Raw genomic sequence first — 24,276 nt, forward strand, 5'->3', positions numbered from 1 at the left:
TTCCAGCGCCGCCATCCGTTGCCACAATCGGCATCCCTCCCGGTCCATCGGGATTTCCAGTACGGACGCAATGCAAGACCGCAATCCCCCGATCGCCCAGCACATCGCCGCCACCATCGCCGCCGAGATCGGTGCGCAGACCGCCCAGGCCAAGGCCGCCATCGCCCTGCTCGACGAAGGCGCCACCGTGCCCTTCATCGCTCGCTACCGCAAGGAAGTCACCGGCGGGCTGGACGATACCCAGCTGCGCAACCTCGAAACGCGCCTGACCTATCTGCGCGAACTGGAAGACCGCCGCATCGCCGTGCTCGCCAGCATCGAGGAGCAGGGCAAGCTCACCGACGAACTCCGTGCCGATATCGAAGCCGCCGACAGCAAGGCGCGCCTCGAAGACCTGTACCTGCCGTACAAGCAGAAGCGCCGCACGCGCGCGCAGATCGCCCGCGAAGCCGGCCTGGAGCCGCTGGCGGATTGCCTGCTCGCCGATCCGACCCAGGTGCCGGAAGCCGCGGCCGCCGCCCACATCGATGCCGAGAAGGGCGTCGCCGACGCCAAGGCCGCGCTCGACGGCGCCCGCGCCATCCTGATGGAGCGCTGGGGCGAGAACGCCGCGCTGGTCGGTGAACTGCGTGGCTGGATGACCGACGTCGGCGTGATCCGCGCCAGGGTGGCCGAAGGCAAGGAGAACGAAGGCGCGAAGTACCGCGACTACTTCGACCATGCCGAACCGCTGGCGAAGATCCCCTCGCACCGCCTGCTGGCACTGTTCCGCGCGCGTCGCGAAGAGATCCTGATGCTCGACCTCGATCCCGGCATGGAGGCCGAGGCTGGCCACCAGCAGGCCGAAGGTCGCGTGGCCGTGCACGCCGGCGTGTCGGCGCAGGGCCGTGCCGCCGACAAGTGGCTGCTGGACGCCTGCCGCCTGACCTGGAAGGCCAAGCTGCACATGCACCTGCTGCTCGACCTGTTCAACCAGGCGCGCGAGAAGGCCGAAGCCGAGGCCATCACCGTGTTCGGCGACAACCTCAAGGACCTGCTGCTGGCCGCGCCCGCCGGGCCGAAGGCCGTGCTCGGCCTCGATCCCGGCCTGCGCACCGGCGTGAAGGTCGCCGTCGTCGACCGCACCGGCAAGCTGGTCGACACCGCGACCATCTATCCGCACGAACCGAAACGCCAATGGGACCAGTCGCTGCACGTGTTGCGCGCGCTCTGCATCAAGCACCAGGTCGACCTGATCGCCATCGGCAACGGCACCGCCAGTCGCGAGACCGACAAGCTGGCCGGCGACCTCATCAAGCAGGCGTCCGAGCTGAAGATGGACAAGATCGTCGTCAGTGAAGCGGGCGCGTCGGTGTACTCGGCGTCCGAGTTCGCGGCGAAGGAATTCCCCGACCTCGACGTCAGCCTCCGTGGCGCGGTGTCGATCGCGCGCCGCCTGCAGGATCCGCTGGCGGAGCTGGTGAAGATCGAGCCCAAGGCGATTGGCGTCGGCCAGTATCAGCACGACGTCGACCAGTTCCGCCTGGCGCGTGCGCTGGATGCGCGCGTCGAGGACTGCGTCAACGCGGTCGGCGTGGACGTCAACACCGCCTCGGCCGCACTGCTGACGCGGGTGTCCGGCCTATCGTCGACGGTGGCCGAGAACATCGTGCGCTTCCGCGACGAGCACGGGGCGTTCCGCACGCGCAAAGCGCTGCTGGGCGTGCCACGTCTGGGCGAGAAGACCTTCGAGCAATGCGCCGGCTTCCTGCGCATCGCCGACGGCGACGAGCCGCTGGATGCTTCCTCGGTGCATCCGGAAGCCTATCCGGTGGTCGAGCGCATCCTGGCCGGCAGCGGCCGGCAGGTGAAGCAGATCGTCGGCGACATCGTCTTCCTGCGTGGGGTGAAGCCCGAGCAGTACACCGACGACAGGTTCGGCGTGCCCACCATCCGCGACATCCTCAAGGAACTGGAGAAGCCCGGCCGCGACCCGCGCCCCGAGTTCAAGGCGGCGCGTTTCGCCGAGGGTGTGGAAGACATCAAGGACCTGCGTGAAGGCATGATCCTGGAAGGCGTGGTCAGCAACGTCGCCGCGTTCGGCGCCTTCGTCGACATCGGCGTGCACCAGGACGGCCTGATCCACATCTCCGCGCTGGCCGACCGCTACGTGAAGGATCCGCGCGAGGTGGTGAAGGCGGGCGACATCGTCAAGGTGAAGGTGCTGGAGGTCGACGTGGCCCGCAAGCGCATCGCGCTGACGCGCCGCCTGGACGACGCGCCCGCGCCGCAGGCGCCACGCGAGGCGCGCGGCAACGATCCGCGTCCGCCGCGCGGGCAGGACCGCGGCAATCCGCGCGACCAGCGTCGTGGCCCGGCTCCTGCGAAGACGACCGCGGCGCCGGCGGACAACGCGCTGGCCGCGGCGTTCGCCCGCGCCCGCGACAAGTCCTGACGCATCCACGGGACATCGGCACCAGCCGATGTCCCGTCCTGCCGGCTCAGCGCTTCTTGCGCGGCTTCTGTGCCGCCGTGATCTTCGACACCGAGGCCAGCAGCTCGGCGGACGCGACCATCGATTCCAGTGCGCGCTGCACGCCCGTGCCGGCGCCTTCGCGCAACACCTTCTCGATCTGCTCGCCTTCCAGCTTGCGCACCGTCTTCTCGTCGGGCTCCGGGAAGGCTTCGCGCAGTGCCACCAGCGCGCTGCCGATGGCGATGTCAAACAACTGCGTGCCGTCCAGCCATTCCACGCCATCGAACTTCTCGCGCAGCGGGTCCGGCTCGGGCCACCACGGATCGATCTCGGGAATCAATGGCGGCAGGCGTTCGTACAGCAGATCGAGCGCCAGGCGAACGCCCTGGCAACGCCCGGCGAAGCGGCCGAGCACGTCGCGCGCATGCTGGCCGATCAGGCGGATCGCGCCCAGGTCGAGCTTGGCCAGCGGAATGTCGGTCGCGGTCAGCGCCGCTTCCATCACGCGCTCGTCCCACAGCAGTGTCCAGTACAGGCGCGAATTCATGCAGCGGATGCGCTCCGGCCGCGACAGCCAGACCGCGAGGTTGCGGTTGTACGACTTGATCTCCTCGAAGTGCGCCTGTCCGCTGGCCGACGACAGGAAACCGTTGCGCCACACGTGCCCGGGCGTCAGGCCGCTGTCATTGAACAGGCCGATCAGGTTGACGTTGACGAAGTGGTGCCATGTCGCATCGGTGACCACGCGGCCGATGCCGGCGCGGTGGCCGTCGTAGGCGCAGATGCCGCCGAAGGTCTGCGCCTGCGTCGGGTCCTTGCCGGAGCGCGTGCCGGCGAGCACGCTGTTGGTGGAAATCAGTTCCGGCAGCGGACGCGGGCCGCCGTCGATGGCGGCCGGATACTCCGCGCCCAAGGCGCCACCGAAGTTGAGATTCGCGCCGGTCGCGGAGGGCTCGACGCATTCGCCTTCATGCGGATGGTCCGGCATCACCCGGATCACGCCGCGCGGTCCGCACAGCAGCGGGTGCGGGTAGGTGTAGCGGAACAGGCCGTTGCGCCGCGCGTACATGCGGGGCTGGATCGTCTGCGGCACATCGTCGGACTGGTCCGAGAACGAGGACGTGCCGGGCGGCCGATTGGTGTCGTTGCGGCGCGCTCCGCCCATGCTGACCTCATCCAGACCGCCGACGCCGGGCGTGGACTGCCACAGGCGCATGCCGCGTGCGCGCGGGATCGCATGGCACAGCGCACGTCCCAACGAACCGTGATCGCCCGTGGCGAAGACACCGCCACCGGCATTCATGAACTGTGTCACGGCACGCAGTTCGTTGTCGGACAGGCGATCGGACGGATACCCGGCGCCGCGACCGCCGTAATTGCTGTCGATGCCGAACAGGAACACGGCGTCGTACATGCCGGTGCCGAAATGCGCGGCATTGTCGAACTTGAATGACGGAATGCGCTGGGCGACGCGGGTTTCGGCCGACATCAGCTGGCTGCCGGCCACGTTGTTGATATGCGCCAGCGTGATCTCGAAGCGCGCGTGGCGCCCCGGCATGGCGAGCAGCGAGCGTACGAAGGTGGACAGGCCGAAGTCGCCTTCGGAGAAATCAAGGCCGCCGTCGGCGACCAGCAACAGCTTGACCGTACAGGGACGCAGGAACGGCCAGTAGATCTCGGGGTTGAGGCGCCAGTCGTCGCGGAAGCGTTCGCGCAGCTCCAGGTGGCGCAGGTTTTCTATCGTCAGGGGCGTATCGATGATGGGCATGATGCTGTCCTTGGCGGTGTGGCTGGGGATCCCTCCTGCATGAAGGACAACGCCCGGATATCCACACGACGGACATGCAGCACGGCGCGATGCGCCCTGTTCACGAAAAATCAGGCTTTTCCTACAGTCATGCGCCGTGCGAGGCCGATGCAATCATCGGCATCACCGGTCAGCGCCGTTCAGCGTGCGGCGTACGGCGCCAGGTAGCGGTTCAGTCCACCGGCACGCAACGTCGTGGCCGCGGCGGTCCAGTCGACCGGCGTGCCGGTCTTCAGCGCTTCCAGCACGGCGACCACCGACAGCTCCACTTCCGGCAAGCCGGATGCGTCCGCGGCGTTGCGCCGCTGTTCGATGGCCTCGAACAGCACCGCATTGGCTTCCGCGTACGACAACGGCGCGGTCGTGCCGTGCGCATCGCGCCATGCCGGTGTTTCCAGCACGCCGTTGACGTGCGAGAGGATCAGCCACGTCGCGCGCCCGATCAGCTTCAGGTTGCCCGGCTGCACGCTGGTCATGGTGTTGCCGACCACGCGCCCCTGCTTGGCCATCACGCCGGTGGAATGCGCGTTGAGCAGCATCTTCAGCACGATGGTCTGGTTGAGCTCGAACGCATCGCGCTGCGGCACGGTCACCGCGATCACCGGCACCGGACGGGGCAGCGCGGCGACATCGCGCAGCACGTCCGAATCCAGCGGACGCGCGGACACGGAGAACAGCACCAGTTCAGCGCCAGCCGCAGTGGCGGCGTCCAGCCACTGCTGGTTGGCCTGCTGGTGCGCTTCATCGCCGAGCAGGATCAGTGCGCCCGAGTCGCCCGCGGCCGGTGCATTGCGCTGCATGTTCGCCGGCGAGTACGAGAGGTCGTACAGCGCCTGCTGCTCATCGCCGGCGTTGGACAGGCCGCGAAGCGCGGCTTCGCGCAGGTAGGGGTCGGGGATGCCGTTCTCGAACGGCGGCAGGTACAGCGCCTTGTCGAGGCCGTGGAAGGGACGGTGCAGCAGCGCCTGCCAGGCCTGGGCGCCGTCGGCGGCAGGGGTCCACACCTGGATCCAGGAACGCCGTTCGCTTGCGTTGACCGGATCGAGCGGGCCGAGCCGGAACGTCGGTGCGCGCTCGGTGACGTCCACGAACACCGGCATCAGCGCACGCGTGGCGAGGTAGGTGGCGCGGCGACCGTTCGCGTAGCTGGCGGCCTCGCGGTCGGTCCATGCGGCGAGCTTCGGCGCCGCCACCGCTGCGGTCTGCTGCAGCGTGGTGAAGCCGCGCAGGCGGTCGGCGATGCTGGCGTCGCTGAAGCCCAGCGCCGCCAGTTCGTCGGTGGTCAGCAATTCACGCAGCAGTGCGCGTGTGGCGTTTTCCAACACCACGCCCAGCACGTACAGGCTGGTCGTCGTGGCCTGCATGCGGGTGGAGCCGGTGATCGCCTGCGGTCCGGTCGGCAGCGGGATCTTGGTGATGCGCGCGTCGTCCAGCACGCGGCGGCTGCGTTCGAACGGGCGCAGCACCTCGTCGGGATTGTTGTAGACGAACCACGTGCGCCGCGCGTCCGCGCCGGCCTGGTCGGCGGCCGCGAGTGCGGTGCCGATCACCGCGGAGGTTTCGCCGCCTTCGGTGACCGCGAACACCAGGTCCTGCGGCTGGATACCGTTGTCCTGAAGCTGCAGGCGACCGATCTCGGGAATGTCCTCGAAGCCTTCCAGCGAGGCGATCAGCGCACGGTCGCCGCCGGTGATCTCGCCACGCACGCGCTCGCCCAGACCGGGGTAGCGCGCATCGATCTTCGCCATCACCGGCGAGGTCGCCGTGCGCTGCCAGAATGGACGCCACAGGCCGCTTTCGATGGTCTCGGCCAGGCGGCCGGTGGAGCCGGTGCCGTAGAAGTACAGGCGATGGCCTTCGCGCATCGCACGGGTGATCTCGCGCGATGCGGCCTCCAGCGCGGCCAGTCGTGCGGGGTCGTCGGCGACGCCCTGCAGTGCTTTCGCAATGTCCTCGTCCACTGCCAGCAGCGAGGACAGACCATCGGCGGTGTCGGCGGCGATGCGGGCGCTCAGGTCGAAGCTGAGCGGATGGCGCTGCTCGGTCAGCAGGCTGTGCAGCTGGAACTGCTGCTTGTTCGCCACGAAGTCCTGCGACTGCGCCGAGGGCGATACGCCCAGCCGGCTCGATGCGGGCTGGGCCGCTGCGGGGGCCAGCACGCCGGCCATGACAAGGAAAGACACGCTGCGCATGATGCGTTTCGCCGTACGGGACATCGGATTCCCCACCTGACAACGGAAGAATGCGGCGTGACCGGCATGTCGCACGGTCGCGGACGCAGGCTGCTATCGTCGTGACAACGATAGCAAACGGTGACCGCACTATGCCCCGGTTCCTGCGTCCGCTGCACGCTGCACTGCGCCCCACGGTCCACGCGGCGGCACTCGCGCTGCTCTGCGCCAGCCTCGCGGCGCCCCTGCAGTCGGCGGAGATGGCCGCCACGAACGGCGCCTGCTGCGTGGTCGCTGCGCCGCGCCTCGGCATCGACGTGCTGCTGGAGGATCGCCTGGACCTGCTGCGTGGCAAGCGCGTGGGACTGGTGACCAACGCCACCGGCGTGGACGGGGAGTTGCGCAGCAGCGTAGACCGCTTCGCTGCACAGCGGGCGTTCGAGCTGGTGGCGCTGTTCGGCCCCGAACATGGGGTCCGCGGCGACGTACAGGCCGGCGACAAGGTCGCGTCCACGCGCGACGCCGTCACCGGCCTGCCGGTGCACAGCCTGTACGGCGAACACCGCGAGCCCACCGCCGGGATGCTCGCCGGCATCGACGTGCTGGTGTTCGACATCCAGGATGTCGGCACGCGCTTCTACACCTATCCCTACACGCTGGCGGGCGTGATGCGCGCAGCGAAGCGCGCCGGCATTCCCGTCGTCGTCACCGACCGTCCCGATCCGATCGGCGGCGTCCTGGTCGAAGGTCCGGTGCTGGAGCCTGCCTTGGCTTCGTTCGTCGGCATGTTCCCCATCCCGCTGCGCCACGGCATGACGCTGGGCGAACTGGCCATGCTGTTCAACAGCGAATTCGGCATCGGCGCCGACCTGCACGTGGTGACGATGCAGGGCTGGCGGCGGGGCGACGAGCCGCTGCGTGGCCCACTGCCGTGGGTGCCGCCGTCGCCCAACATGCCCACGCCCGACACCGCGCTGGTCTATCCGGGTACCGGTCTGCTCGAAGGCACCAACGTGTCCGAAGGACGTGGCACGACGCGGCCGTTCGAGACGCTGGGCTCCCCCTGGGTCGATGCGCCTGCGCTCGCGGAGCGACTCAACGCCATGCAGCTGCCTGGCGTGCGTTTCCGTCCCACCTGGTTCACGCCCACGTTCTCCAAGCATGCCGGCGCGGCCTCCGCAGGCGTGCAACTGCATGTCACCGACCGCGCCGCCTTCCGTCCTGTGCGCACCGGTATCGCCGTGCTGAAGGCGCTGCACGATCAGCATCCGAAGGATTTCGCGTTCCTGCCCGGCGATCCGCCGTTCTTCGACCGGTTGGCTGGGGTTCCCTGGCTGCGCGGTGCCATCCTGCGCGGCGACAGCATCGAGGCTATCGAGGCGCGCTGGCAGCCGGGGTTGGCGGCGTTCCAGGCCGTCCGACAGCGTCACCTGCTGTACGAGGCGCGGTCCGCCCGTGTGGACTGACCCACACGCATTCCTACGACGACGGAACGTCCACGAATACGGTGAGTGTGCGGATGCGGTCGGCTTCGATCTGCGCAATGTCCATGCCGGTGACGGCCACCGGGCCGCCCGCGGGGCCGGCACGCCACGCCAGCCGACCGACACCGTGATGACCGCTGGCCGGCCCCGCTGCGGTGAACACGAAGGTGGGCGGCAGGCTGGCGAGCAGGGCGGTGACGGCATCGCAGATGGCGTCATGCCCGCGCACGCTGGCGTGTGGCTCGTTCAGCACGGCATCGTCGGCATACAGGCCGCGGATGGCCTGCAGCCGCAGTGATGCATCGCGCTCGCCGAACACGCGGGTGAGGTTGGCCTGCATCAGGCGTTCGTAATCGATGGCGGCGTCGGGGGAGGCGGGCATGCGTGCTCCTGGTTGGTGGGAGGGACGGCGGGAACGGACGAAGCCGCGTCGCCGTCCGGCGCGCTGCGGACCATGTACTGGTGCGGCGTAAGGCCGGTGGCGGCGCGGAATGCACGGGTGAAATGGCTCTGGTCGAAGTAGCCCAGGCCGCCGGCGACCACGGTCGGCGCGTGACCGGCGTGGAGCAGGCGCCTGGCCTCCACGATGCGCCGCCAACGGACGTACTGCATCGGACTCAGACCCACGTTCCGGCGGAACATCCGCGCGAAATGGAACTTGCTCACATGCGCTTCCGCTGCGATCAGGGCCAGCGAGAGCGGCTCGCGGAAATGGGCTTCGACGTACGCGATGGCGCGGGCGACGGAACGCTCCCTTGATCCCTGTTGCGCTGGAGCGATGTCGTTTTCGTCATGCCCACATCCGTACATTCGCCGTCTTGTTTAGGGAAAGCACAACCTTGTCACTCCCGCGCGCGTCGCGGTAGCACCATTCCACGACGAGCTGTGTTGCGGTTACTGGAACGCGGGCGACGGGCGACAGCGGGGTAACCTGTCGGGCGGCGGCACTGAGCGGCGGTGTCGCGAACGTTCGCGGCCGGGTGTCGGGCCGCATCACCGACAGACAAGGAGATACAGACGATGGCCCATGTGCAGGTGGTATCGACGGCAACGCCCTACGCGCACCGGATCACCAGTCGCGGACATGCCCTGACGGCCGACGAACCGGCATCGCTGGGGGGCGGGGACCAGGGCATGGCGCCCTTCGATCTCTACCTGGCCTCGCTGGCCGCCTGCACGGCGATCACCCTGCGCATGTACGCCGAGAAGAAGGGATGGGAACTGGGCGAGTTCAGCGCATCGCTTTCCTCGCAGCGGGACGAGACAGGCAAGCTGCATGTACATCGCGCACTGAGCGCCTCGGCACCACTGACCGACGCGCAGTGGGAGCGCCTGCTGGACGTCGTCGCCCGCACGCCGGTGACGCTGGTGATGCGCGAAGGCGCCGTCATCACCAGCGCACGCGCATGAGGGAACGGCCGCCGGCGCTTCGGTGGCGATGCGCGGCCTTTGTTCTTACTGGGGGCGCAGCGCGGCAGGCGGGTGGAACGGACCTCAGGCGCGTCGCTTGCGCGTACGGCTGCGCCCGGCGGGCTTGACGGAGTCCGAGGCCGCGGGCGTTGGCGCGCCGAGCTGCGACTGCAGACGCTCCAGCGACGACAGCGTGTCGGTGTAGGCAATGAAGTGCTGCAGGTAGCCCGGCGAGACGCCGCGCATGAGATGCAGCGCCCGGTGGACCAGCATGCCCGAGTTGAGCGGACCGGCATCGGCGGGCACGTCGTCGAGCGAAGCGCGCACCTGGCTGTCGGTGCGCACCTGCGTCCACACGCGGCGGGCTTCCTCCAGCACGGCCGGTGCCTGACCCGCCGGCGTACCGGCATGCGTGTCCGCGGGCGGCTGCGCGGGACTGCGCGACTGCAGTGCGGTCACCAGCAGACGCAACGCACCGTCATCGGATGGCGTGGTCTGGCGTGATGGCGTCGGCGCCCATGCCGCCAGATCGCTTGCGTAGGTCGCGATCAGGCTGGACAGCCGCGCGTCCAAGAGGCGTCGTGCCGCACCGGCATGCGCATGCGCGCGTATCGCCAGCGCATCGATAAACGCGAAGCGCACCGGATCCATGCGCTCGGCGCCGCGCGCGCGCCAGGCTTGCAACTGCGCGGCGACGGGCAGGGCGTTGCCGTCCATCAGGGGGCTGCCTTGTGTTTGGCGGGGCGGGGAATGGGCGCGATCTCGACGCGGCGGTTGCGTGCGCGGCCGTCCTCGCTGTCGTTCGCACTGACCGGTTGTTCGGCACCGAACGCGGCGGCGAACACCGACGACGACGGCACGCCGTCGGCGATCAGCGTGCGGGTGACGGTCAGCGACCGCTGCGCCGACAGTTCCCAGTTATCGGCGAACTGGCGGTTGTTGCCGCTCACCTGGCGGTCGTCGGTGAAGCCGCTGACCATCAGGATCTCGTCGCGCGTGCGCAGGTAGCGGGCCAGCGGCGCGGCCAGCCCCTTCAGCAGCTCACGGCCTTCCGGCTGCAACTGGTCCGAATTCAGTGCGAACAGCACGTTGCCACGGATGCCGATGCGGCCGTCCACGATGGTCACGCGGCCTTCGGCCAGCGGTTCGGCGAGGGCCTCTTCCAGCGCCTTGCGCTGCTGCGCTTCCAGCTCGCGCCGCTTCACTTCCTCGTCCAGCCGCTGCGACAGTTGCGCCTGCACGGCGATCACGCCGACCAGCACCAGCACGAACGCGCCGAGCAGCACCGACATCAGGTCGCCGAAGCTGGCCCAGACGGGCGCGCCAAGGTCGGTGTCGTCTCCTGTCTCGACGCTCACGCGGCTTCCGCCGGCTGCGTGCCGCCCAGTTGCTGCAGGTCGAGGGTGATCTGCCGCTGTGCGGACAGGCTGAGGTCGATGACCTCGCGCGCCTGCGCCACGTAATAGGCCAACTGGTCATCGCTGCGCGCCAGCGAGCGGTCGAGCGCGCCTTCGATGGCCTGCAGGCGCTCCAGCAGTGCCTCGTTCGACTGGCCGAACGCCTGCACGGCGGCGCCGAGCGCGTCACCGAGGCTGGCCACTTCGGTGGCGCCGGCGGCGACCTGCGCGGCGATGCCGCCAAGCTTGCCGGTCTCGGCTTCGACGTGGTCGGTGAAACGGGTGCCGACGCGGTCGAGCAGGTCGGCCGAGGTGGCGACCAGCGCATCAATGGCGCTGCGCTGTTCGGTGGAGGCGTGATTCACCGCATCGAGCAGGGTCTGCAGCGTGCCCATCAGCTGGTTGCGCTCCTCCAGCATGGCGGTGTCGCGGACCATGCTGTCGGAGAGCTTCTGCCGCAGTTCGGCGATGACGTCGGCCGCCGCGCGCGGCGCTTCCGACGCGACCTGCACCAGTTGCGAGATCTCGGCGATGGTCTGGGTGGAATGCGCCTGCGCCTGGGTGGTGATGTCCTGCGCGCTGCGGGCGAGGGCATCGCAGATCTCCTGCTGCAGCTGCGCGGTGCGCGCGCCGGCCTGTTCCCACTGGGTCTGCAGGGTGGCGCCGGTCGCGGCCAGCCGTTCGGCCCAAGCCGCGAGGCGCTGTTCGTCCTGCGCGGCGAGCGCCCGTTGGACATCGGTATGCGAGGCGGCGATCGCGTCGAGCAGCGCGGTCGCATGGCGCTGCACCTCCGCGGCGTTGGCGGCCAACGCCTGCTCGTTGCGCTCGGCGATGCCGGCATGGCTGGCGTCCTGGCGCGACAGGACCTGGTCCCAGCGTTCGGCCAACGCCGACGTGTTGTCTTCCATGCGCGACGCGACCGTGTCGACCAGCGCGGTCGAACGCTCCTCGAAGGCGGTGGCGAGGCGATCGGCCAGCGTCTGCATGTTCGACGACAGATCGCCATTCGATTGCCGCTGCTGCTCGAGCGCCGTAGCCCAACTGGCCGCGGCTGCGTTGGTGGCGGCGCCGAAGCCGGCGCTCAGGCCATCCAGCTGGCGCTGCACGGCCTCGGTGACGGTGGCTTGCATCGCCGCACTTTCGCGAGCGAGCCCGGCTAGCGTCGCGTCGGTCGACGGTTGCAGGGCGGCAACGACGGCCCGCGCGCTCGCATCGACACCGGTCTTCAGCACGTTCTCCAGCATGCCGGCCAACTGCGCCTGTGCGGCTTCGCTGCGCTCATGGAAGGCGCTCTGGCTGGCCACGAGCCGTTCGCCGGCGGCGGCGTTCTGCGTTTCGATCGACGCCACCATCGCCTGCAGGCGTTCGACCAGATCGGGCATCAGTGCAGCCTGTTGCTGCAGCAGGCGGAAGGATTCCTCACGCTGGAACGCCTGCGAATGCGTGTGCAGCGAGGTGGCGATTTCCGCATCGAGCAGGTGCACCGCGTGCAGCCGCTCGCGTCGGCAGAGCGCGGCGAGCAGGCCGAGCACGGCCGAGGCCGACACGCCGGCGATCGAGGTGCCGAACGCGAAGCCCAGGCCTTTCACCGGCGCCGCGAGCGAGCCGCGGATCGCGTCGATGTCGGTGGCGCTTTCCAGCGCCAGGCCGGTGCCGCGCAGCGTGACCATCATGCCGAGCAGGGTGCCAAGCATGCCCAGCAGCACCAGCAGGCCGACCAGGTACGGCGTGAGTGCGGGTGCGGGCAGGGCGACGCGTTCGCCCTCGATCCGCTGGCGCACCGACGGACGCAGGCTGGCATGCAGCGACGACAGCCACGTGGACAGACCGTCCCTGGCGGCGGAGGTGTCCGCGATGGCACGCAGCAGGGTGTCGGTCGCCTGCCGGTAGCGGTGCAGTTCGATCGCGCCAGCGACATAGCACGCGCCGATCACCAGCGTGACCACCACGCCCAGCGCATGCGTCCCGACGTAGCCGGCCCCGATCCAGGTGACGATGGCGAGGCCCAGCAGGAACAGGGGCGCGAGGAGGAAATGTCGGTTCATGGTGTTCCGGAAACAGGGGAAGAACGAAGCGCGGCGAGCAGCGCGTCGATGGGATGGAAGCGGACATCAAGCTCGGCGAGCAGTACGTCCTGCAGGTCGCGGCGGAACTGGCCGAGCCAGGCATCGCCGGGAGTGTCGGCATTGGCCTGCTTCAACTGGTCGAAATGCTGGCCGAGCAGGGCAGGGGTGGCGGCCAGCAGCGATTGCTCGCGCGGGCTCAGCGTCATCTCCATGACCGCATCCACCTCGGCCAGGCGCGCCTGCTCGGCCGAGCCTTTCGCCAGCGCGTCGCGCAGCCGGCCACGCAACTGGCCGGTGGACGCCTGCATGGCGCGCTGCAGGTCCAGGCATTTCCGCCGGAACGGCGCGAAGTCGGCCTCGACCGCGCTGCCGGCGGCCTCCGGGCGCGTAATCGCGGCGACAAGGGTCGCCCGCGCACGGACGCACGCCGCCTCATCGGCGGCGGGGTCGCACGGCGTACCGGCGGACGGCGTCGAATCGAGTGCACGGGACAGCGCGACGGCGCGGTTCCAGTCGAGCCACTGGCCCAGCCGGTCGGACAGGCCGGGCCCCGAAGGAGGCAGCTCGACCTCGCCCAGACGCGCGAGGCGCCGGACGAAGGCGGGGGCCGAGACGGCCGCCCGGGAATGCGGTAATGCCACGCTGACGCTCAAAAAAGACGACGATTTTACAGGAAGCGCCAAGCGGGCTGGCCCGCATGTGGGCCAATCTGAGGTGAGCGCGGGACTACTTGCAAAGAAAAAGCCGGAACCTCGCGGTTCCGGCTTCTCTTCAAGATGGTGGAGGTGGGGGGAATTGAACCCCCGTCCGAAGGCACGCCATCCCCGGTACTACATGCTTAGCGCTCCGTTAGGTCTCGTTCCCCGACAGCACGGCGCGCAAAGCGCATCCGGGAACCAGCCTGTTTTGGTTAAGCCATGACTGACAGGCAGCCGTCACAGCCGGTTCCGTGATAATGACCCTACACCGACGAGCACGGGCACAAGTGGGTTCGGGGCTTACGCCTTAAGCGGCGAGAGCGTAGTTGTCGTCGTTGGCAACTAGAGTTTTGCCGCTGGATTTACGAGGAAAGCTGCCCCCTCGGCATGCACCAGGTAACTTTGCAACCCCCGTCGAAGCCAGTGCACCCCCGGGAGTCAGAAACAACCTGACGAAGGAAGTGTAGGGGCGGGGTGGGGTTGAGACAAGGTTCGGGCAGGGTCTGGGTCAACCTGGCTTCACTTGGCCGTGCCCGGTGTGGGAGCGACGTCAGTCGCGAGTTTTTCACTAAAGCCTTCGCGAAACCGTACGTTTCACGGGTGCTCAATGTGCAGGAAGCGATCGCGACTGACGTCGCTCCCGCGCCTGACCCTCACGCATCTTTATTGTGCTGGCGCATCACGCGCGACTTCTCGCGTGCCCAGTCGCGGTCCTTCTCGCTGGCGCGCTTGTCGTGGGTCTGCTTGCCCTTGGCCAACGCAATCTCGGCCTTCACCTTGTTGCCCTTCCAGTACAGCGAGGTCGGCACCAGCGTGTAACCGTCGCGCTCGACCTTGCCGATCAGGCTGTCGATCTCGTTCCGGTGCAGCAGCAGCTTGCGGGTGCGACGGTCGTCGGCCACCACATGGCTGGAGGCCTGGATCAGCGGCGTGATCTGCGCGCCGAACAGGAAGATCTCGCCATGGCGGATGATTGCGTAGGCCTCGGTGATGTTGGCGCGGCCGGCACGGATCGCCTTCAGCTCCCATCCCTGCAGGGCGAGGCCCGCCTCATGGCGCTCCTCGAAGTGGTACTCGTGCCGGGCGCGCTTGTTCAGCGCGATCGTGCCCGTTGCTTTATTCTTGTCCGGTTTCTTTGCCATCCGTCCTATTGTCGCCGAAGGCGGAACCCTACGCGAGCCACATGCATACGATCCGCCGCAGCGCCCTGGTCGAACACTCGGCCACCCGGATGTTCGACCTGGTCAACGACGTGGCGGCGTACCCGCGCCGGTTCGACTGGTGCAGCGCGGCCGAACTGATCGAGCAGGGCGAGGCGAGGCTGGTCGCGCGGCTCGACCTGGGGCTGGGCTCGCTGCGGACCTGGTTCACCACCGAGAACACGCTGGACCGCCCGCACCGCATCGACATGGACCTGGTCGACGGGCCGTTCCGCAAGCTGCACGGTCGCTGGGATTTCCACGCCCTGGACGAATCGGCCTGCAAGGTCACGCTGACGCTGGAATTCGAACCGTCCAGCCGCCTGCTGGCGCCGGCGATGGCGCTTGGCTTCCAGGGACTGGCGGACCGGATGGTCGACGATTTCGTGCGCGCCGCCGACCGGGGCGAATGACGTGCGGGTAGAGGTGATCCGGGCATGGCCGCACCGGTTCGAGTCGGCGGTGCTGGAGTTGCCGGACGGGGCCACCGTGGCGGATGCGCTGGCGGCCAGCGGCTTCGTCGATGCCGGACACACCGGCGTCGCGGTGCACGGCGTGAGCGCCACGACCACGGCGGTGTTGATTGAAGGCGACCGCGTGGAAGTGCTGCGGCCGTTGCAGATCGATCCCAAGGAAGCGCGCCGACGTCGGGCGCGCGGTTGAACTCAGCGGCGGCGGCCGCCCTTCTTCTTGTCCTTGGCAAGGTTGGGACCGAACTTGCGCACGTCGCGCGACAGCTGCGAGTCGGCCTCGGGGAAGTATTCGCCTTCCCAACTGGCGAGCGTGCCGTTGTTGAAGATCAGGGTGAGGTTCTTGATCTCGGTGGTGCCGCGGCGATTGGTGCGGTTGCTCGCGGTGTAGTCCCAGCGGTCGGCATGGAAGGGGTCGGCGATCGACGGACTGCCCAGCAACGACTGCACCTGCTGCTTGCTCTGTCCTGCCTGCAACTGGTCCACCGCCGTCTTTTCGATCAGGTTGCCCTGGTAGATCGGCTGCTTGTAGAGGATGCCGCAGCCAGTGGTGGCGGAAGCGAGGACGGCAACCAGCAGGAATTTGCGCATTGGGACAGGTACGGTGGGAAACCGGGCCGATGATACACTCCCGCGGACCGCCGCAACCGAGCTTCAGGCAGCTGGCGCTAAACCGAGAGTGAACGGAGACGCCATGGAATCGCAGGATCTACGCAAAGTCGGCCTCAAGGTCACCCACCCGCGCATGCGCATCCTCCAGTTGCTGGAGCAGAAGAACGCGCAGCACCACCTGAGCGCGGAAGACATCTATCGCCAGCTGCTCGAACACGGCGACGAGATCGGCCTGGCGACGGTGTACCGCGTGCTGACCCAGTTCGAGGCCGCGGGCCTGGTGCTGAAGCATAATTTCGAAGGCGGCCAGGCCGTCTACGAACTCGATCGCGGCGGCCACCACGACCACATGGTCGATGTCGATACCGGCAAGATCATCGAGTTCGAAAGCGCCGAGATCGAGAAACTGCAGCGCGAGATCGCCGCCAGGCACGGCTACATCCTGGAAGAGCATTCGCTGGTGCTCTACGTGCGCAAGAAGCGCTGACGGTCGGAAATTTCCTGCTTCAGGATGTGGAAGCGACGCAAGTCGCTAAGCAGCATGGGTAATGCCTCATCGCGACTTACGTCGCTCCCACATTAAACAGCAGAGTGGTCAGACCGCGTTCGCCAGCAGCCGTTTGGCCGCCGCGTGGGCTTCCTTACTGACTTCCACGCCCCCCAGCATGCGGGCGAGTTCCTCTTCGCGCTGTTTCGCGTTGAGCTTCTCGACCGCGCTCTGGGTCATGCCGTCCACGGGCGCCTTGCTCACCCGGTAGTGGGAATGGCCCTGCGCGGCGACCTGGGGCAGGTGGGTGACGCACAGGACCTGACGCTCCGCGCCGAGTGCGCGCAACTTCTGTCCGACGATCTCGGCCACCGCGCCGCCGATGCCGGTGTCCACTTCGTCGAAGATCATGGTGGGCACGGCGTCCAGGCCGAGCGCGGCGACTTCGATCGCCAGCGAGATGCGGGCGAGTTCGCCGCCCGACGCGACCTTGCGCAAGGCGCGCGGCGGCTGGCCGGCATTGGCGGAGACCAGGAATTCGATGCGCTCGGCACCGGTCGGGTCGGGCCGTTCGCCGTCCTGCGGTTCCAGCGCGATCTCGAAGCGGCCGCCGCCCATGCCCAGATCGGCGATCAGTGCGGTGGTGGTGTCGCCCAGCGTCTTCGCGGCGCGCTGGCGCGTGCGCGTCAGCGCGGCGGCGGCATCGCGCCACTGCACCCTGGCGGCGTCGATCTCGCCGTTCAGCAGCAGCAGGCGCTCGCCGGCGCCGCGCAGCGAGTCCAGTTCAGCGGCGAGGCGGTCGTGCTGCTCCTGCAGGCCATCCAGTGGCACGCGGTGCTTGCGCGCGAGGTCGTGCACCCGGGCGAGTTTGCGTTCCAACGCGTCGAACTGCACAGGCTCGGCGTCAAGGTCGTCGCGCACCTGGCCGAGCAGGGACAGGGCTTCCTCGATCTGGATAGCGGCACCGTCCAGCAGCGCATCCACGTCGCGCAGGCGCGGTTCGTGTTCCGCCTGCCGGGCGAGATCGGCCCGGACCTGCTGCAACTGGCGCGTCAACGAGGGCGCTTCGTCGCCGGCGAGCTGGCCGAGCGCGGCGTCGCAGACCTCGATCAGACCGGCCGCATGCGCCTGCCGGCGGTGGTTGGCCACCAATGCCTCCAGTGCCGCGGGGGCGAGGTCTTCGCGCTGCAGTTCGGCAAGCTGGTGTTCCAGGTAATTGATCCGGTCGGAGACATCGCCCTGGCCGGACAGCTGCTCGCGCTCGCGCAGCAGCGCCGTCCAGCGACGTGCGGCTTCACGTACGGCGGCACGCTCGCCGTCGTTGCGGGCGAAGGCATCGAGCAGGTCCAACTGGCTGGTGCGCGCGAGCAGGGCCTGGTGCTCGTGCTGGCCGTGGATCTCGACCAGCCGGCCCGCAAGCTCGGCCAGTTGCGACAGGGTCACGCTGCGCCCGTTGATCCAGGCGCGCGAGCCGCCGTCGGCACGGATCACCCGGCGCAGCTGGCATTGGCCGTCGTCGTCCAGCTCGTTGTCCGCGAGCCAGGCCTGCGCGGGCGACCCGGCGGCGGCGGCGAACTCGGCGGACAGTTCGGCGCGTTCCGCGCCATGGCGGACGACGCCGCTGTCGGCGCGCAGGCCGGACAGGAAGCCGAGCGCGTCCACCAGCAGCGACTTGCCGGCGCCGGTTTCACCGGAAATGACGGTCATGCCGTCACCGAACTCCAGTTCGGCGGCGCGAACCACGGCGAAATCCTTCAGGGCGAGATGTCTGAGCATGCGGTGGATTGTAAGCGCAGCCGGCTCACCGACTGAGACACCCTTCCGGCTTGCAAAGGCGACGGCGCGACGTTATCTAGCTGCCATGAACACGCCATCGCCCCCGCTGGATCCGCGCGCCCGCCAGCTGCTGCGCACGCTGATCTCGCGGTACATTCGCGACGGCGAGCCGGTGGGGTCGCAGACGCTTGCCCGCCATGCAGGGCTGGAAGTCAGCCCGGCGACCATCCGCAACATCCTGTCGGAGCTGGAAGAGGTCGGGCTGCTGAGTTCGCCGCACACGTCGGCCGGGCGCATCCCGACGGCACAGGGCTACCGGGTGTTCGTGGACAGCCTGGTGCAGGTGAAGTCGCTGGGCGACGGTGAGGTCGCGCGCCTGCGTGCCGAGCTGTCGGCCGGCGCTGGCACCCAGGCGTTGCTGGGGAACGCGTCCGAGCTGCTGTCGGCGATGACCCATTTCGTCGGCGTGGTCAGCGTGCCCCGGCGCGAGCAGTTCGCGTTCCGCTACATCGACTTCGTGCCGCTGGACGGGCAGCGGGTGATGGCCATCCTGGTGTTCGCCGACAACGACGTGCAGAACCGGGTTATTGAAACGAGGCGCCCCTACGAGCGCTCCGAGCTGGAGCGCATCGCCAATTACCTGAATACCCAGTTCGCCGGCCGCCCGCTGTCCGAGATCCGCGCCAACCTGCTGCGCGACCTGCGTCGGGCGCAGACCGAAATGGAAGGGTTGCTGGCCGAATCCATCGAACTGGCCGAGCAGGCGCTGACGCCGCCGGGCGACGATGTGGTGCTGGCCGGCCAGACCCGGCTGATGGGTGTGCAGGAGCTGTCGGACCTCGAACGGCTGCGCGACCTGTTCGAAGCCTTCGCCCGCAAGCGCGAGATCCTCCAACTGCTTGAGCGCACGATCCGCGCGCCCGGCGTGCGCATCTTCATCGGCGAGGACACCGGGCTGGCGCCGCACGATGGCGTGTCGGTGGTGACCGCGCCGTACATGGCGGGCGGGCAGGTGCTGGGGGTGCTGGGCGTGATCGGTCCCACGCGGATGGCCTACGACCGCGTCATTCCGGTGGTGCAGGCAGCGGCCGATGTCCTGGGCGCGGCCTTGAATCCGGATTCCGCGGCCCCATAGGTTCCCGGGTCGGGCGGCCGGACCTGCCGCCAGGGAACCGAAATGAACGAACAGCACGATCAAGACACCGCTCAGGGCCAGGCGCCCGAGCCCACCGATACCGACGCCGCCCTGCTGGCCGAGCTGGAAACGCTGCGCAACGAGCTGGACCAGCTGCGCGCCACCACGCTGCTGGAGCGCGCCGACCTGGAAAACCAGCGCAAGCGCGTGGCCCGTGACATCGAGCAGGCCCGCAAGTTCGCCAACGAGCGACTGCTCGGCGACCTGCTGCCGGTGTTCGACAGCCTGGATGCCGGCCTGGCCGCCGCAGGCACCGAGCCCAGCCCGCTGAAGGACGGCCTGGAGCTGACCTTCAAGCAGCTGCTCAAGGTGGCCGGCGACAACGGCCTGAGCCTGATCGATCCGACCGGCGAAGCCTTCAACCCGGAGCATCATCAGGCCATCAGTCAGGCCGATGCCCCCGGCGCCGCGCCCGGCAGCGTGGTGCAGGTGTTCCAGAAGGGCTACGTGCTCAACGGCCGCCTGCTGCGCCCAGCGCTGGTCGTGGTCGCGAAGCACGACTGAACACCCTCGCGAGGGCGCTTGAACCGCGCCATCGCATCCCTATATCGGGACCATCCACCCGGCCGATCGCCGGGTCCAACATCAGCATTCGCTAGGGAGTGAGATCCATCATGGGCAAGATCATCGGCATCGACCTGGGCACGACGAACTCGTGCGTGGCGATCATGGACGGCGGCAAGGCCCGCGTCATCGAAAACTCGGAAGGCGACCGCACCACGCCCTCCATCGTGGCCTACACGAAGGACGGTGAAGTGCTGGTCGGTGCCTCGGCCAAGCGCCAGGCCGTGACCAATCCGAAGAACACCTTCTACGCGGTGAAGCGCCTGATCGGCCGCAAGTTCACCGACGCCGAAGTGAAGAAGGACCTGGACCTGGTGCCGTACGGCATCGTCGCGCACGACAACGGCGACGCCTGGGTGCAGACCAGCGACGGCAAGAAGATGGCGCCGCAGGAAATCTCCGCGCGCGTGCTGGAAAAGATGAAGAAGACGGCCGAAGCCTTCCTGGGCGAGACCGTCACCGAAGCGGTCATCACCGTGCCGGCCTACTTCAACGACAGCCAGCGCCAGGCGACCAAGGACGCCGGCAAGATCGCCGGCCTGGACGTCAAGCGCATCATCAACGAACCCACCGCCGCCGCGCTGGCCTACGGTCTGGACAAGGGCGAGGGTGGGGCGGACCGCAAGATCGTCGTGTACGACCTGGGCGGCGGCACCTTCGACGTGTCGATCATCGAGATCGCGAATGTCGACGGCGAGAAGCAGTTCGAGGTCCTGGCGACCAACGGCGACACCTTCCTGGGTGGCGAAGACTTCGACAAGCGCGTCATCGACTATCTCGTCGAGGAATTCCAGAAGGACCAGGGCATCGACCTGCGCAAGGATCCGCTGGCCCTGCAGCGCCTGAAGGACGCCGCCGAGCGCGCCAAGATCGAACTGTCAAGCTCGCAGCAGACCGAAGTGAACCTGCCGTACGTGACGGCCGATGCCTCGGGTCCGAAGCACCTCAACATCAAGCTGACCCGCGCCAAGCTGGAAGCGCTGGTCGAAGACCTGGTGAAGAAGACCATCGAACCCTGCCGCATCGCGCTGAACGACGCCGGCCTGCGCGCCAGCGACATCGGCGAGGTGATCCTGGTCGGTGGCCAGACCCGCATGCCGAAGGTGCAGCAGGCGGTGGCCGAGTTCTTCGGCAAGGAGCCGCGCAAGGACGTCAACCCCGATGAGGCCGTGGCGCTCGGCGCCGCGATCCAGGGCGGCGTGCTGGCCGGCGACGTCAAGGACGTGCTGCTGCTGGACGTGACCCCGCTGTCGCTGGGCATCGAAACGCTGGGCGGTGTGTTCACCAAGATCATCGAGAAGAACACCACCATCCCGACCAAGGCGTCGCAGACCTTCTCCACCGCCGAGGACAACCAGTCCGCGGTGACGGTGCACGTGCTGCAGGGCGAGCGCGAGCAGGCCCGCTTCAACAAGTCGCTGGCGAAGTTCGACCTGTCGGGCATCGAACCGGCCCCGCGTGGCATGCCGCAGGTGGAAGTGTCGTTCGACATCGACGCCAACGGCATCCTGCACGTGTCGGCCAAGGACAAGAAGACCAACAAGGAGCAGAAGGTCGAGATCAAGGCCGGTTCGGGCCTGTCCGAGGACGAGATCGCGCGCATGGTCGCCGACGCCGAGGCGCACCGCGAGGACGACAAGAAGTTCCAGGAACTGGTGCAGGCGCGCAACCACGCCGACGGCCTGCTGCACGCCACCCGCAGCGCCATCGCCGAGCATGGCAGCAAGGTGGGCGGCGACGTGATCGGTCGCGTGGAAGCGGCGATCGCCGAGCTCGACACTGCGATGAAGGGCGACGACAAGGCCCAGATCGAGGCCAAGGCCAAGGCGCTGGAAGAGGCTGGCCAGTCGCTGTACGCGGCGGCATCGGCCGACCAGGGCGGTGCCGGCGGCCCGGCCGGGGGCGCGTCCGCGCCCGCCGACGACGTGGTCGACGCGGAGTTCACCGAAGTGAAGGACGACAAGAAGCCGTGATTGGCGATTCGGGATTCGTGATTCGGAACAGCGGAGCGAAAGCTCCGCTTGTTCCGTTTCCGATCCCGGTTACCCGGGCACCGTTGCCGTTACGAATCACCCGTCACCCATCACGAATCACGGCTCCATGAGCAAGCGCGACTACTACGAAGTCCTGGGCGTGGCCCGCGACGCCAGCGATGAAGACCTGAAGAAGGCCTACCGCCGCTGCGCGATGAAGCATCACCCGGACCGCAATCCCGGCGATGCCGCCGCCGAAGCCGCCTTCAAGGAATGCAAGGAGGCCTACGAAGTCCTGTCGGACGGCGCCAAGCGCCGCACCTACGACGCCCACGGACATGCCGCATTCGAGCATGGCATGGGCGGCGGCGGTCCCGGCGGCCCGGACATGGGCGACATCTTCGGCGACATCTTCGGCAACATCTTCGGTGGCGGCGGTGCGCGTGCCGCGCGTCGCGGTGCCGATGTCGGCTATGTCATGGAGCTGGACCTGGAAGAGGCCGTCGCCGGCGTCGAGAAGCGCATCGAGATTCCGTCGCTGGCGCCCTGCGAGCCCTGCAACGGCTCCGGCTCGGCGGACGGCAAGATCGAAACCTGCACGACCTGCGGCGGACGCGGCAACGTGCGCATGCAACGCGGCATCTTCGCCATGCAGCAAGCCTGTCCCGCCTGCGGCGGGCGCGGCCAGACCATCAAGAATCCCTGCACGCACTGCCACGGCGCCGGCCGGGTCGAGGAAGAGAAGGTCCTGTCGGTAAAGATTCCGGCGGGCGTGGACAACGGCGACCGCATCCGCCTGACGGGAGAGGGTGAAGCCGGTCCGCCGGGTACGCCGCCGGGCGACCTGTACGTGGAAGTGCGCGTGCGCGAGCACGACATCTTCCAGCGCGATGGCGACGATCTGCATTGCGAAGTGCCGATCCGCATCTCGCAGGCGGCGCTGGGCGACACCGTCCGCGTGCCCACCCTGAAGGGCGAAGCGGAGATCCGCATTCCGGCCGAAACCCAGACCGGCAAGCTGTTCCGCCTGCGCGGCAAGGGCGTCAAGTCCGTGCGCAGCCGCAGCGAGGGCGACCTGTACTGCCGCGTGGTGGTCGAAACGCCGGTCAACCTGACGTCCGAGCAACGCGAGTTGCTGGAGAAGTTTGAAGCGACCTTCAGTGGCGAAGAAGCGCGCAAGCACTCGCCGAAGTCGGCGACGTTCCTCGACGGCGTGAAAGGATTCTGGGACCGCATGACGTCCTGAGGTTCCGCGGTTCCGACATGCTTCTAGAATAGGGCTCCCTCGTGGAGCCCTTTTCGTGTCCGCACCCCTCATTGGCATTGTCGGCATCGCCGGCGCCTACGGCCGCTGGCTGCAGCAGTTCTTCCGCGCCCGAATGGGATTGGACGTCATCGGCCATGACCCGACCGACGCGTCGTCGACGGGCGAGTCCGAACTGGTGCGTCGTGCCGACGTGCTGGTGTTCGCCGCACCCATCCGCCACACGGCGTCGCTGATCGCCCGGTATGTGGCGCTGGCGGACGGCAGCGAGGCCGGCAAGTTGTGGCTCGACGTCACCTCGATCAAGTCCGCGCCGGTAGACGCGATGTTGTGCTCGCATGCGGAGGTCGCGGGATTGCATCCGATGACCGCGCCGCCCAAGGCGCCGACCCTGAAGGGCAGGGTGATGGTCGTCTGCGAGGCGCGCATCGGGCGCTGGCGCCCCTGGCTCGACGACCTGCTGCATGCGCTCGAGGCCGAGTGCGTGCGCGCGACGCCGGTGCAGCACGACCGCGTCATGGCCCTCGTGCAGGCGATGGTGCATGCCACGCACCTGGCGCAGGCGGGTGTGTTGAAGGAGCAGGCGGCGCAGGTGGGCGACCTGGCCGCGGTGATGCCATTCCGGTCGGCATCCTTCGAAATGGACGCGGCGATCATCGCGCGTATCCTGTCGTTGAATCCCGCGATCTACGAGGACATCCAGTTCGGCAATCCGCACGCCGGCGAGGTCCTGCAGGCACTCGGCGCGCAGATCACGCGCATGGCCGCACTGGTGGGCGAGGGCAGCGATGCGGCGCGCGCGACCTTCCGCGATGAATTCCTCCACGACAACCGCAGCGCGATCGGCGAGGCCACGCTGGCCGCCGGCAACTACAGCTACGAACGGATCGGTTACCTGCTGGCCGATCCGGCGGCCGGCCAGGCGCTCAGCGTGCACCTGCCAGAGGATCGCCCCGGATCGCTGCGCGCTTTGCTGCATGTTTTCGAGCGGCATGGCGTCAGCCTGTCGTCGATCCACTCTTCGCGTACTCCCGGCGGAGACGTGCACTTCCGCATCGGATTCGACGACGTCGATCGCGTCGCCCTGGAAAGAACCGTGTTCGACATCGTGGCGCAGGGACTCGGTCGCATCCTGCCGTAGCCGCGCGTCCGGCGATCACGCAAAGCCCGACACGTGGTAAACCCGTTTACTCGACAACTGTGAGATGAGGGGCCTAGCATCGGTCCCACCGGGGTGCGTGGACGCGT

The 24,276-nt window shown here is 68.2% G+C and carries 22 protein-coding genes and 1 other RNA gene; 11 read left to right on the top strand and 12 right to left on the bottom strand.

The window, feature by feature from the left end; all coding sequences use genetic code 11:
* Positions 1 to 70: 70 nt before the first annotated feature.
* Positions 71 to 2,434: a Tex family protein gene (locus ACGHX3_RS08845; protein ID WP_394697140.1), complete on the top strand. Its 2,364-nt coding sequence runs from the start codon at positions 71 to 73 to the stop codon at positions 2,432 to 2,434.
* A 46-nt stretch (positions 2,435 to 2,480) separates the two neighbouring features.
* Here ACGHX3_RS08845 and ACGHX3_RS08850 read toward each other — a convergent pair whose 3' ends face one another.
* Together ACGHX3_RS08850 and ACGHX3_RS08855 are read right to left on the bottom strand one after the other, a co-directional pair.
* A complete protein-coding gene (locus ACGHX3_RS08850; RefSeq protein WP_394697141.1) occupies positions 2,481 to 4,223 on the bottom strand; it encodes a hypothetical protein in 1,743 nt (580 codons plus the stop codon).
* A gap of 179 nt (positions 4,224 to 4,402) precedes the next feature.
* A complete protein-coding gene (locus ACGHX3_RS08855) occupies positions 4,403 to 6,454 on the bottom strand; it encodes a hypothetical protein (RefSeq protein ID WP_394697142.1) in 2,052 nt (683 codons plus the stop codon).
* Positions 6,455 to 6,585: 131 nt separating this feature from the next.
* Here ACGHX3_RS08855 and ACGHX3_RS08860 point away from each other — a divergent pair, with 131 nt between their 5' ends.
* A complete protein-coding gene (locus ACGHX3_RS08860; protein ID WP_394697143.1) occupies positions 6,586 to 7,899 on the top strand; it encodes an exo-beta-N-acetylmuramidase NamZ domain-containing protein in 1,314 nt (437 codons plus the stop codon).
* A gap of 13 nt (positions 7,900 to 7,912) precedes the next feature.
* Here ACGHX3_RS08860 and ACGHX3_RS08865 read toward each other — a convergent pair whose 3' ends face one another.
* Together ACGHX3_RS08865 and ACGHX3_RS08870 are read right to left on the bottom strand one after the other, a co-directional pair.
* Positions 7,913 to 8,299 (bottom strand): nuclear transport factor 2 family protein, encoded by a 387-nt coding sequence (locus tag ACGHX3_RS08865; RefSeq protein WP_162337395.1) that lies wholly within the window; start codon positions 8,297 to 8,299, stop codon positions 7,913 to 7,915.
* Positions 8,257 to 8,583: a helix-turn-helix transcriptional regulator gene (locus ACGHX3_RS08870; RefSeq protein WP_238391201.1), complete on the bottom strand. Its 327-nt coding sequence runs from the start codon at positions 8,581 to 8,583 to the stop codon at positions 8,257 to 8,259. Before ACGHX3_RS08870 ends, ACGHX3_RS08865 begins: the two co-directional genes overlap by 43 nt.
* A gap of 354 nt (positions 8,584 to 8,937) precedes the next feature.
* On the opposite strand from ACGHX3_RS08870, the gene ACGHX3_RS08875 reads away from it, so the two are divergent.
* Entirely contained in the window at positions 8,938 to 9,327 is a 390-nt protein-coding gene (locus ACGHX3_RS08875) for an OsmC family protein (RefSeq protein ID WP_394697144.1), read from the top strand.
* A gap of 84 nt (positions 9,328 to 9,411) precedes the next feature.
* On the opposite strand, the gene ACGHX3_RS08880 is transcribed toward ACGHX3_RS08875, so the two are convergent.
* The 6 genes from ACGHX3_RS08880 to smpB all read right to left on the bottom strand — a co-directional run bounded on the left by ACGHX3_RS08880 (position 9,412) and on the right by smpB (position 14,630).
* Positions 9,412 to 10,044 (bottom strand): DUF2894 domain-containing protein, encoded by a 633-nt coding sequence (locus ACGHX3_RS08880; protein WP_394697145.1) that lies wholly within the window; start codon positions 10,042 to 10,044, stop codon positions 9,412 to 9,414.
* The gene (locus ACGHX3_RS08885) at positions 10,044 to 10,685 is read right to left on the bottom strand and encodes an OmpA family protein (protein WP_213604915.1); all 642 of its coding nucleotides are present in this window, start codon (positions 10,683 to 10,685) and stop codon (positions 10,044 to 10,046) included. Before ACGHX3_RS08885 ends, ACGHX3_RS08880 begins: the two co-directional genes overlap by 1 nt.
* Entirely contained in the window at positions 10,682 to 12,769 is a 2,088-nt protein-coding gene (locus ACGHX3_RS08890; protein ID WP_394697146.1) for a DUF802 domain-containing protein, read from the bottom strand. The genes ACGHX3_RS08885 and ACGHX3_RS08890 overlap by 4 nt, the downstream gene beginning before the upstream one ends.
* Positions 12,766 to 13,431, bottom strand: a complete 666-nt coding sequence (locus ACGHX3_RS08895; RefSeq protein ID WP_394697147.1) for a DUF3348 domain-containing protein — start codon at positions 13,429 to 13,431, stop codon at positions 12,766 to 12,768. The genes ACGHX3_RS08890 and ACGHX3_RS08895 overlap by 4 nt, the downstream gene beginning before the upstream one ends.
* A gap of 136 nt (positions 13,432 to 13,567) precedes the next feature.
* Positions 13,568 to 13,921, bottom strand: a transfer-messenger RNA (tmRNA) gene (gene ssrA, locus ACGHX3_RS08900).
* A gap of 220 nt (positions 13,922 to 14,141) precedes the next feature.
* Positions 14,142 to 14,630 carry an SsrA-binding protein SmpB gene (gene smpB, locus ACGHX3_RS08905; RefSeq protein ID WP_162337388.1) on the bottom strand — a complete coding sequence of 163 codons (489 nt, stop codon included), beginning with the start codon at positions 14,628 to 14,630 and terminating at the stop codon, positions 14,142 to 14,144.
* A 41-nt stretch (positions 14,631 to 14,671) separates the two neighbouring features.
* Here smpB and ACGHX3_RS08910 point away from each other — a divergent pair, with 41 nt between their 5' ends.
* Together ACGHX3_RS08910 and ACGHX3_RS08915 are read left to right on the top strand one after the other, a co-directional pair.
* Positions 14,672 to 15,100, top strand: coding sequence for a type II toxin-antitoxin system RatA family toxin (locus ACGHX3_RS08910; RefSeq protein ID WP_213604918.1), 429 nt, complete (start codon positions 14,672 to 14,674; stop codon positions 15,098 to 15,100).
* A 1-nt stretch (position 15,101) separates the two neighbouring features.
* Positions 15,102 to 15,350: an RnfH family protein gene (locus ACGHX3_RS08915; RefSeq protein WP_213604919.1), complete on the top strand. Its 249-nt coding sequence runs from the start codon at positions 15,102 to 15,104 to the stop codon at positions 15,348 to 15,350.
* Positions 15,351 to 15,352: 2 nt separating this feature from the next.
* Here ACGHX3_RS08915 and ACGHX3_RS08920 read toward each other — a convergent pair whose 3' ends face one another.
* Positions 15,353 to 15,748: an outer membrane protein assembly factor BamE gene (locus ACGHX3_RS08920; protein ID WP_162337385.1), complete on the bottom strand. Its 396-nt coding sequence runs from the start codon at positions 15,746 to 15,748 to the stop codon at positions 15,353 to 15,355.
* A gap of 103 nt (positions 15,749 to 15,851) precedes the next feature.
* Between ACGHX3_RS08920 and fur the strand changes: the two genes are divergently transcribed.
* The gene (gene fur / locus ACGHX3_RS08925; protein ID WP_213604920.1) at positions 15,852 to 16,256 is read left to right on the top strand and encodes a ferric iron uptake transcriptional regulator; all 405 of its coding nucleotides are present in this window, start codon (positions 15,852 to 15,854) and stop codon (positions 16,254 to 16,256) included.
* 108 nt (positions 16,257 to 16,364) lie between these two features.
* On the opposite strand, the gene recN is transcribed toward fur, so the two are convergent.
* Entirely contained in the window at positions 16,365 to 18,032 is a 1,668-nt protein-coding gene (gene recN, locus ACGHX3_RS08930) for a DNA repair protein RecN (protein WP_394697148.1), read from the bottom strand.
* A gap of 85 nt (positions 18,033 to 18,117) precedes the next feature.
* Between recN and hrcA the strand changes: the two genes are divergently transcribed.
* The 5 genes from hrcA (at position 18,118) to ACGHX3_RS08955 (ending at position 24,169) form a co-directional block, all read left to right on the top strand.
* Positions 18,118 to 19,167 carry a heat-inducible transcriptional repressor HrcA gene (gene hrcA, locus ACGHX3_RS08935; RefSeq protein ID WP_162337382.1) on the top strand — a complete coding sequence of 350 codons (1,050 nt, stop codon included), beginning with the start codon at positions 18,118 to 18,120 and terminating at the stop codon, positions 19,165 to 19,167.
* A gap of 42 nt (positions 19,168 to 19,209) precedes the next feature.
* On the top strand, positions 19,210 to 19,731 hold the full coding sequence (gene grpE, locus ACGHX3_RS08940; protein ID WP_162337381.1) for a nucleotide exchange factor GrpE: 522 nt from the start codon (positions 19,210 to 19,212) through the stop codon (positions 19,729 to 19,731).
* A gap of 110 nt (positions 19,732 to 19,841) precedes the next feature.
* Complete coding sequence (gene dnaK / locus ACGHX3_RS08945) at positions 19,842 to 21,764, top strand: molecular chaperone DnaK (protein ID WP_394697149.1); 1,923 nt, start codon at positions 19,842 to 19,844, stop codon at positions 21,762 to 21,764.
* A 127-nt stretch (positions 21,765 to 21,891) separates the two neighbouring features.
* A complete protein-coding gene (gene dnaJ, locus ACGHX3_RS08950; protein WP_213604925.1) occupies positions 21,892 to 23,010 on the top strand; it encodes a molecular chaperone DnaJ in 1,119 nt (372 codons plus the stop codon).
* A gap of 55 nt (positions 23,011 to 23,065) precedes the next feature.
* Positions 23,066 to 24,169 carry a prephenate dehydrogenase gene (locus ACGHX3_RS08955; protein WP_394697150.1) on the top strand — a complete coding sequence of 368 codons (1,104 nt, stop codon included), beginning with the start codon at positions 23,066 to 23,068 and terminating at the stop codon, positions 24,167 to 24,169.
* The last annotated feature ends 107 nt before the right edge of the window (positions 24,170 to 24,276 follow it).

The sequence above is a fragment of the Pseudoxanthomonas japonensis genome, assembly GCF_043632995.1.
Lineage (GTDB): Bacteria > Pseudomonadota > Gammaproteobacteria > Xanthomonadales > Xanthomonadaceae > Pseudoxanthomonas_A > Pseudoxanthomonas_A japonensis.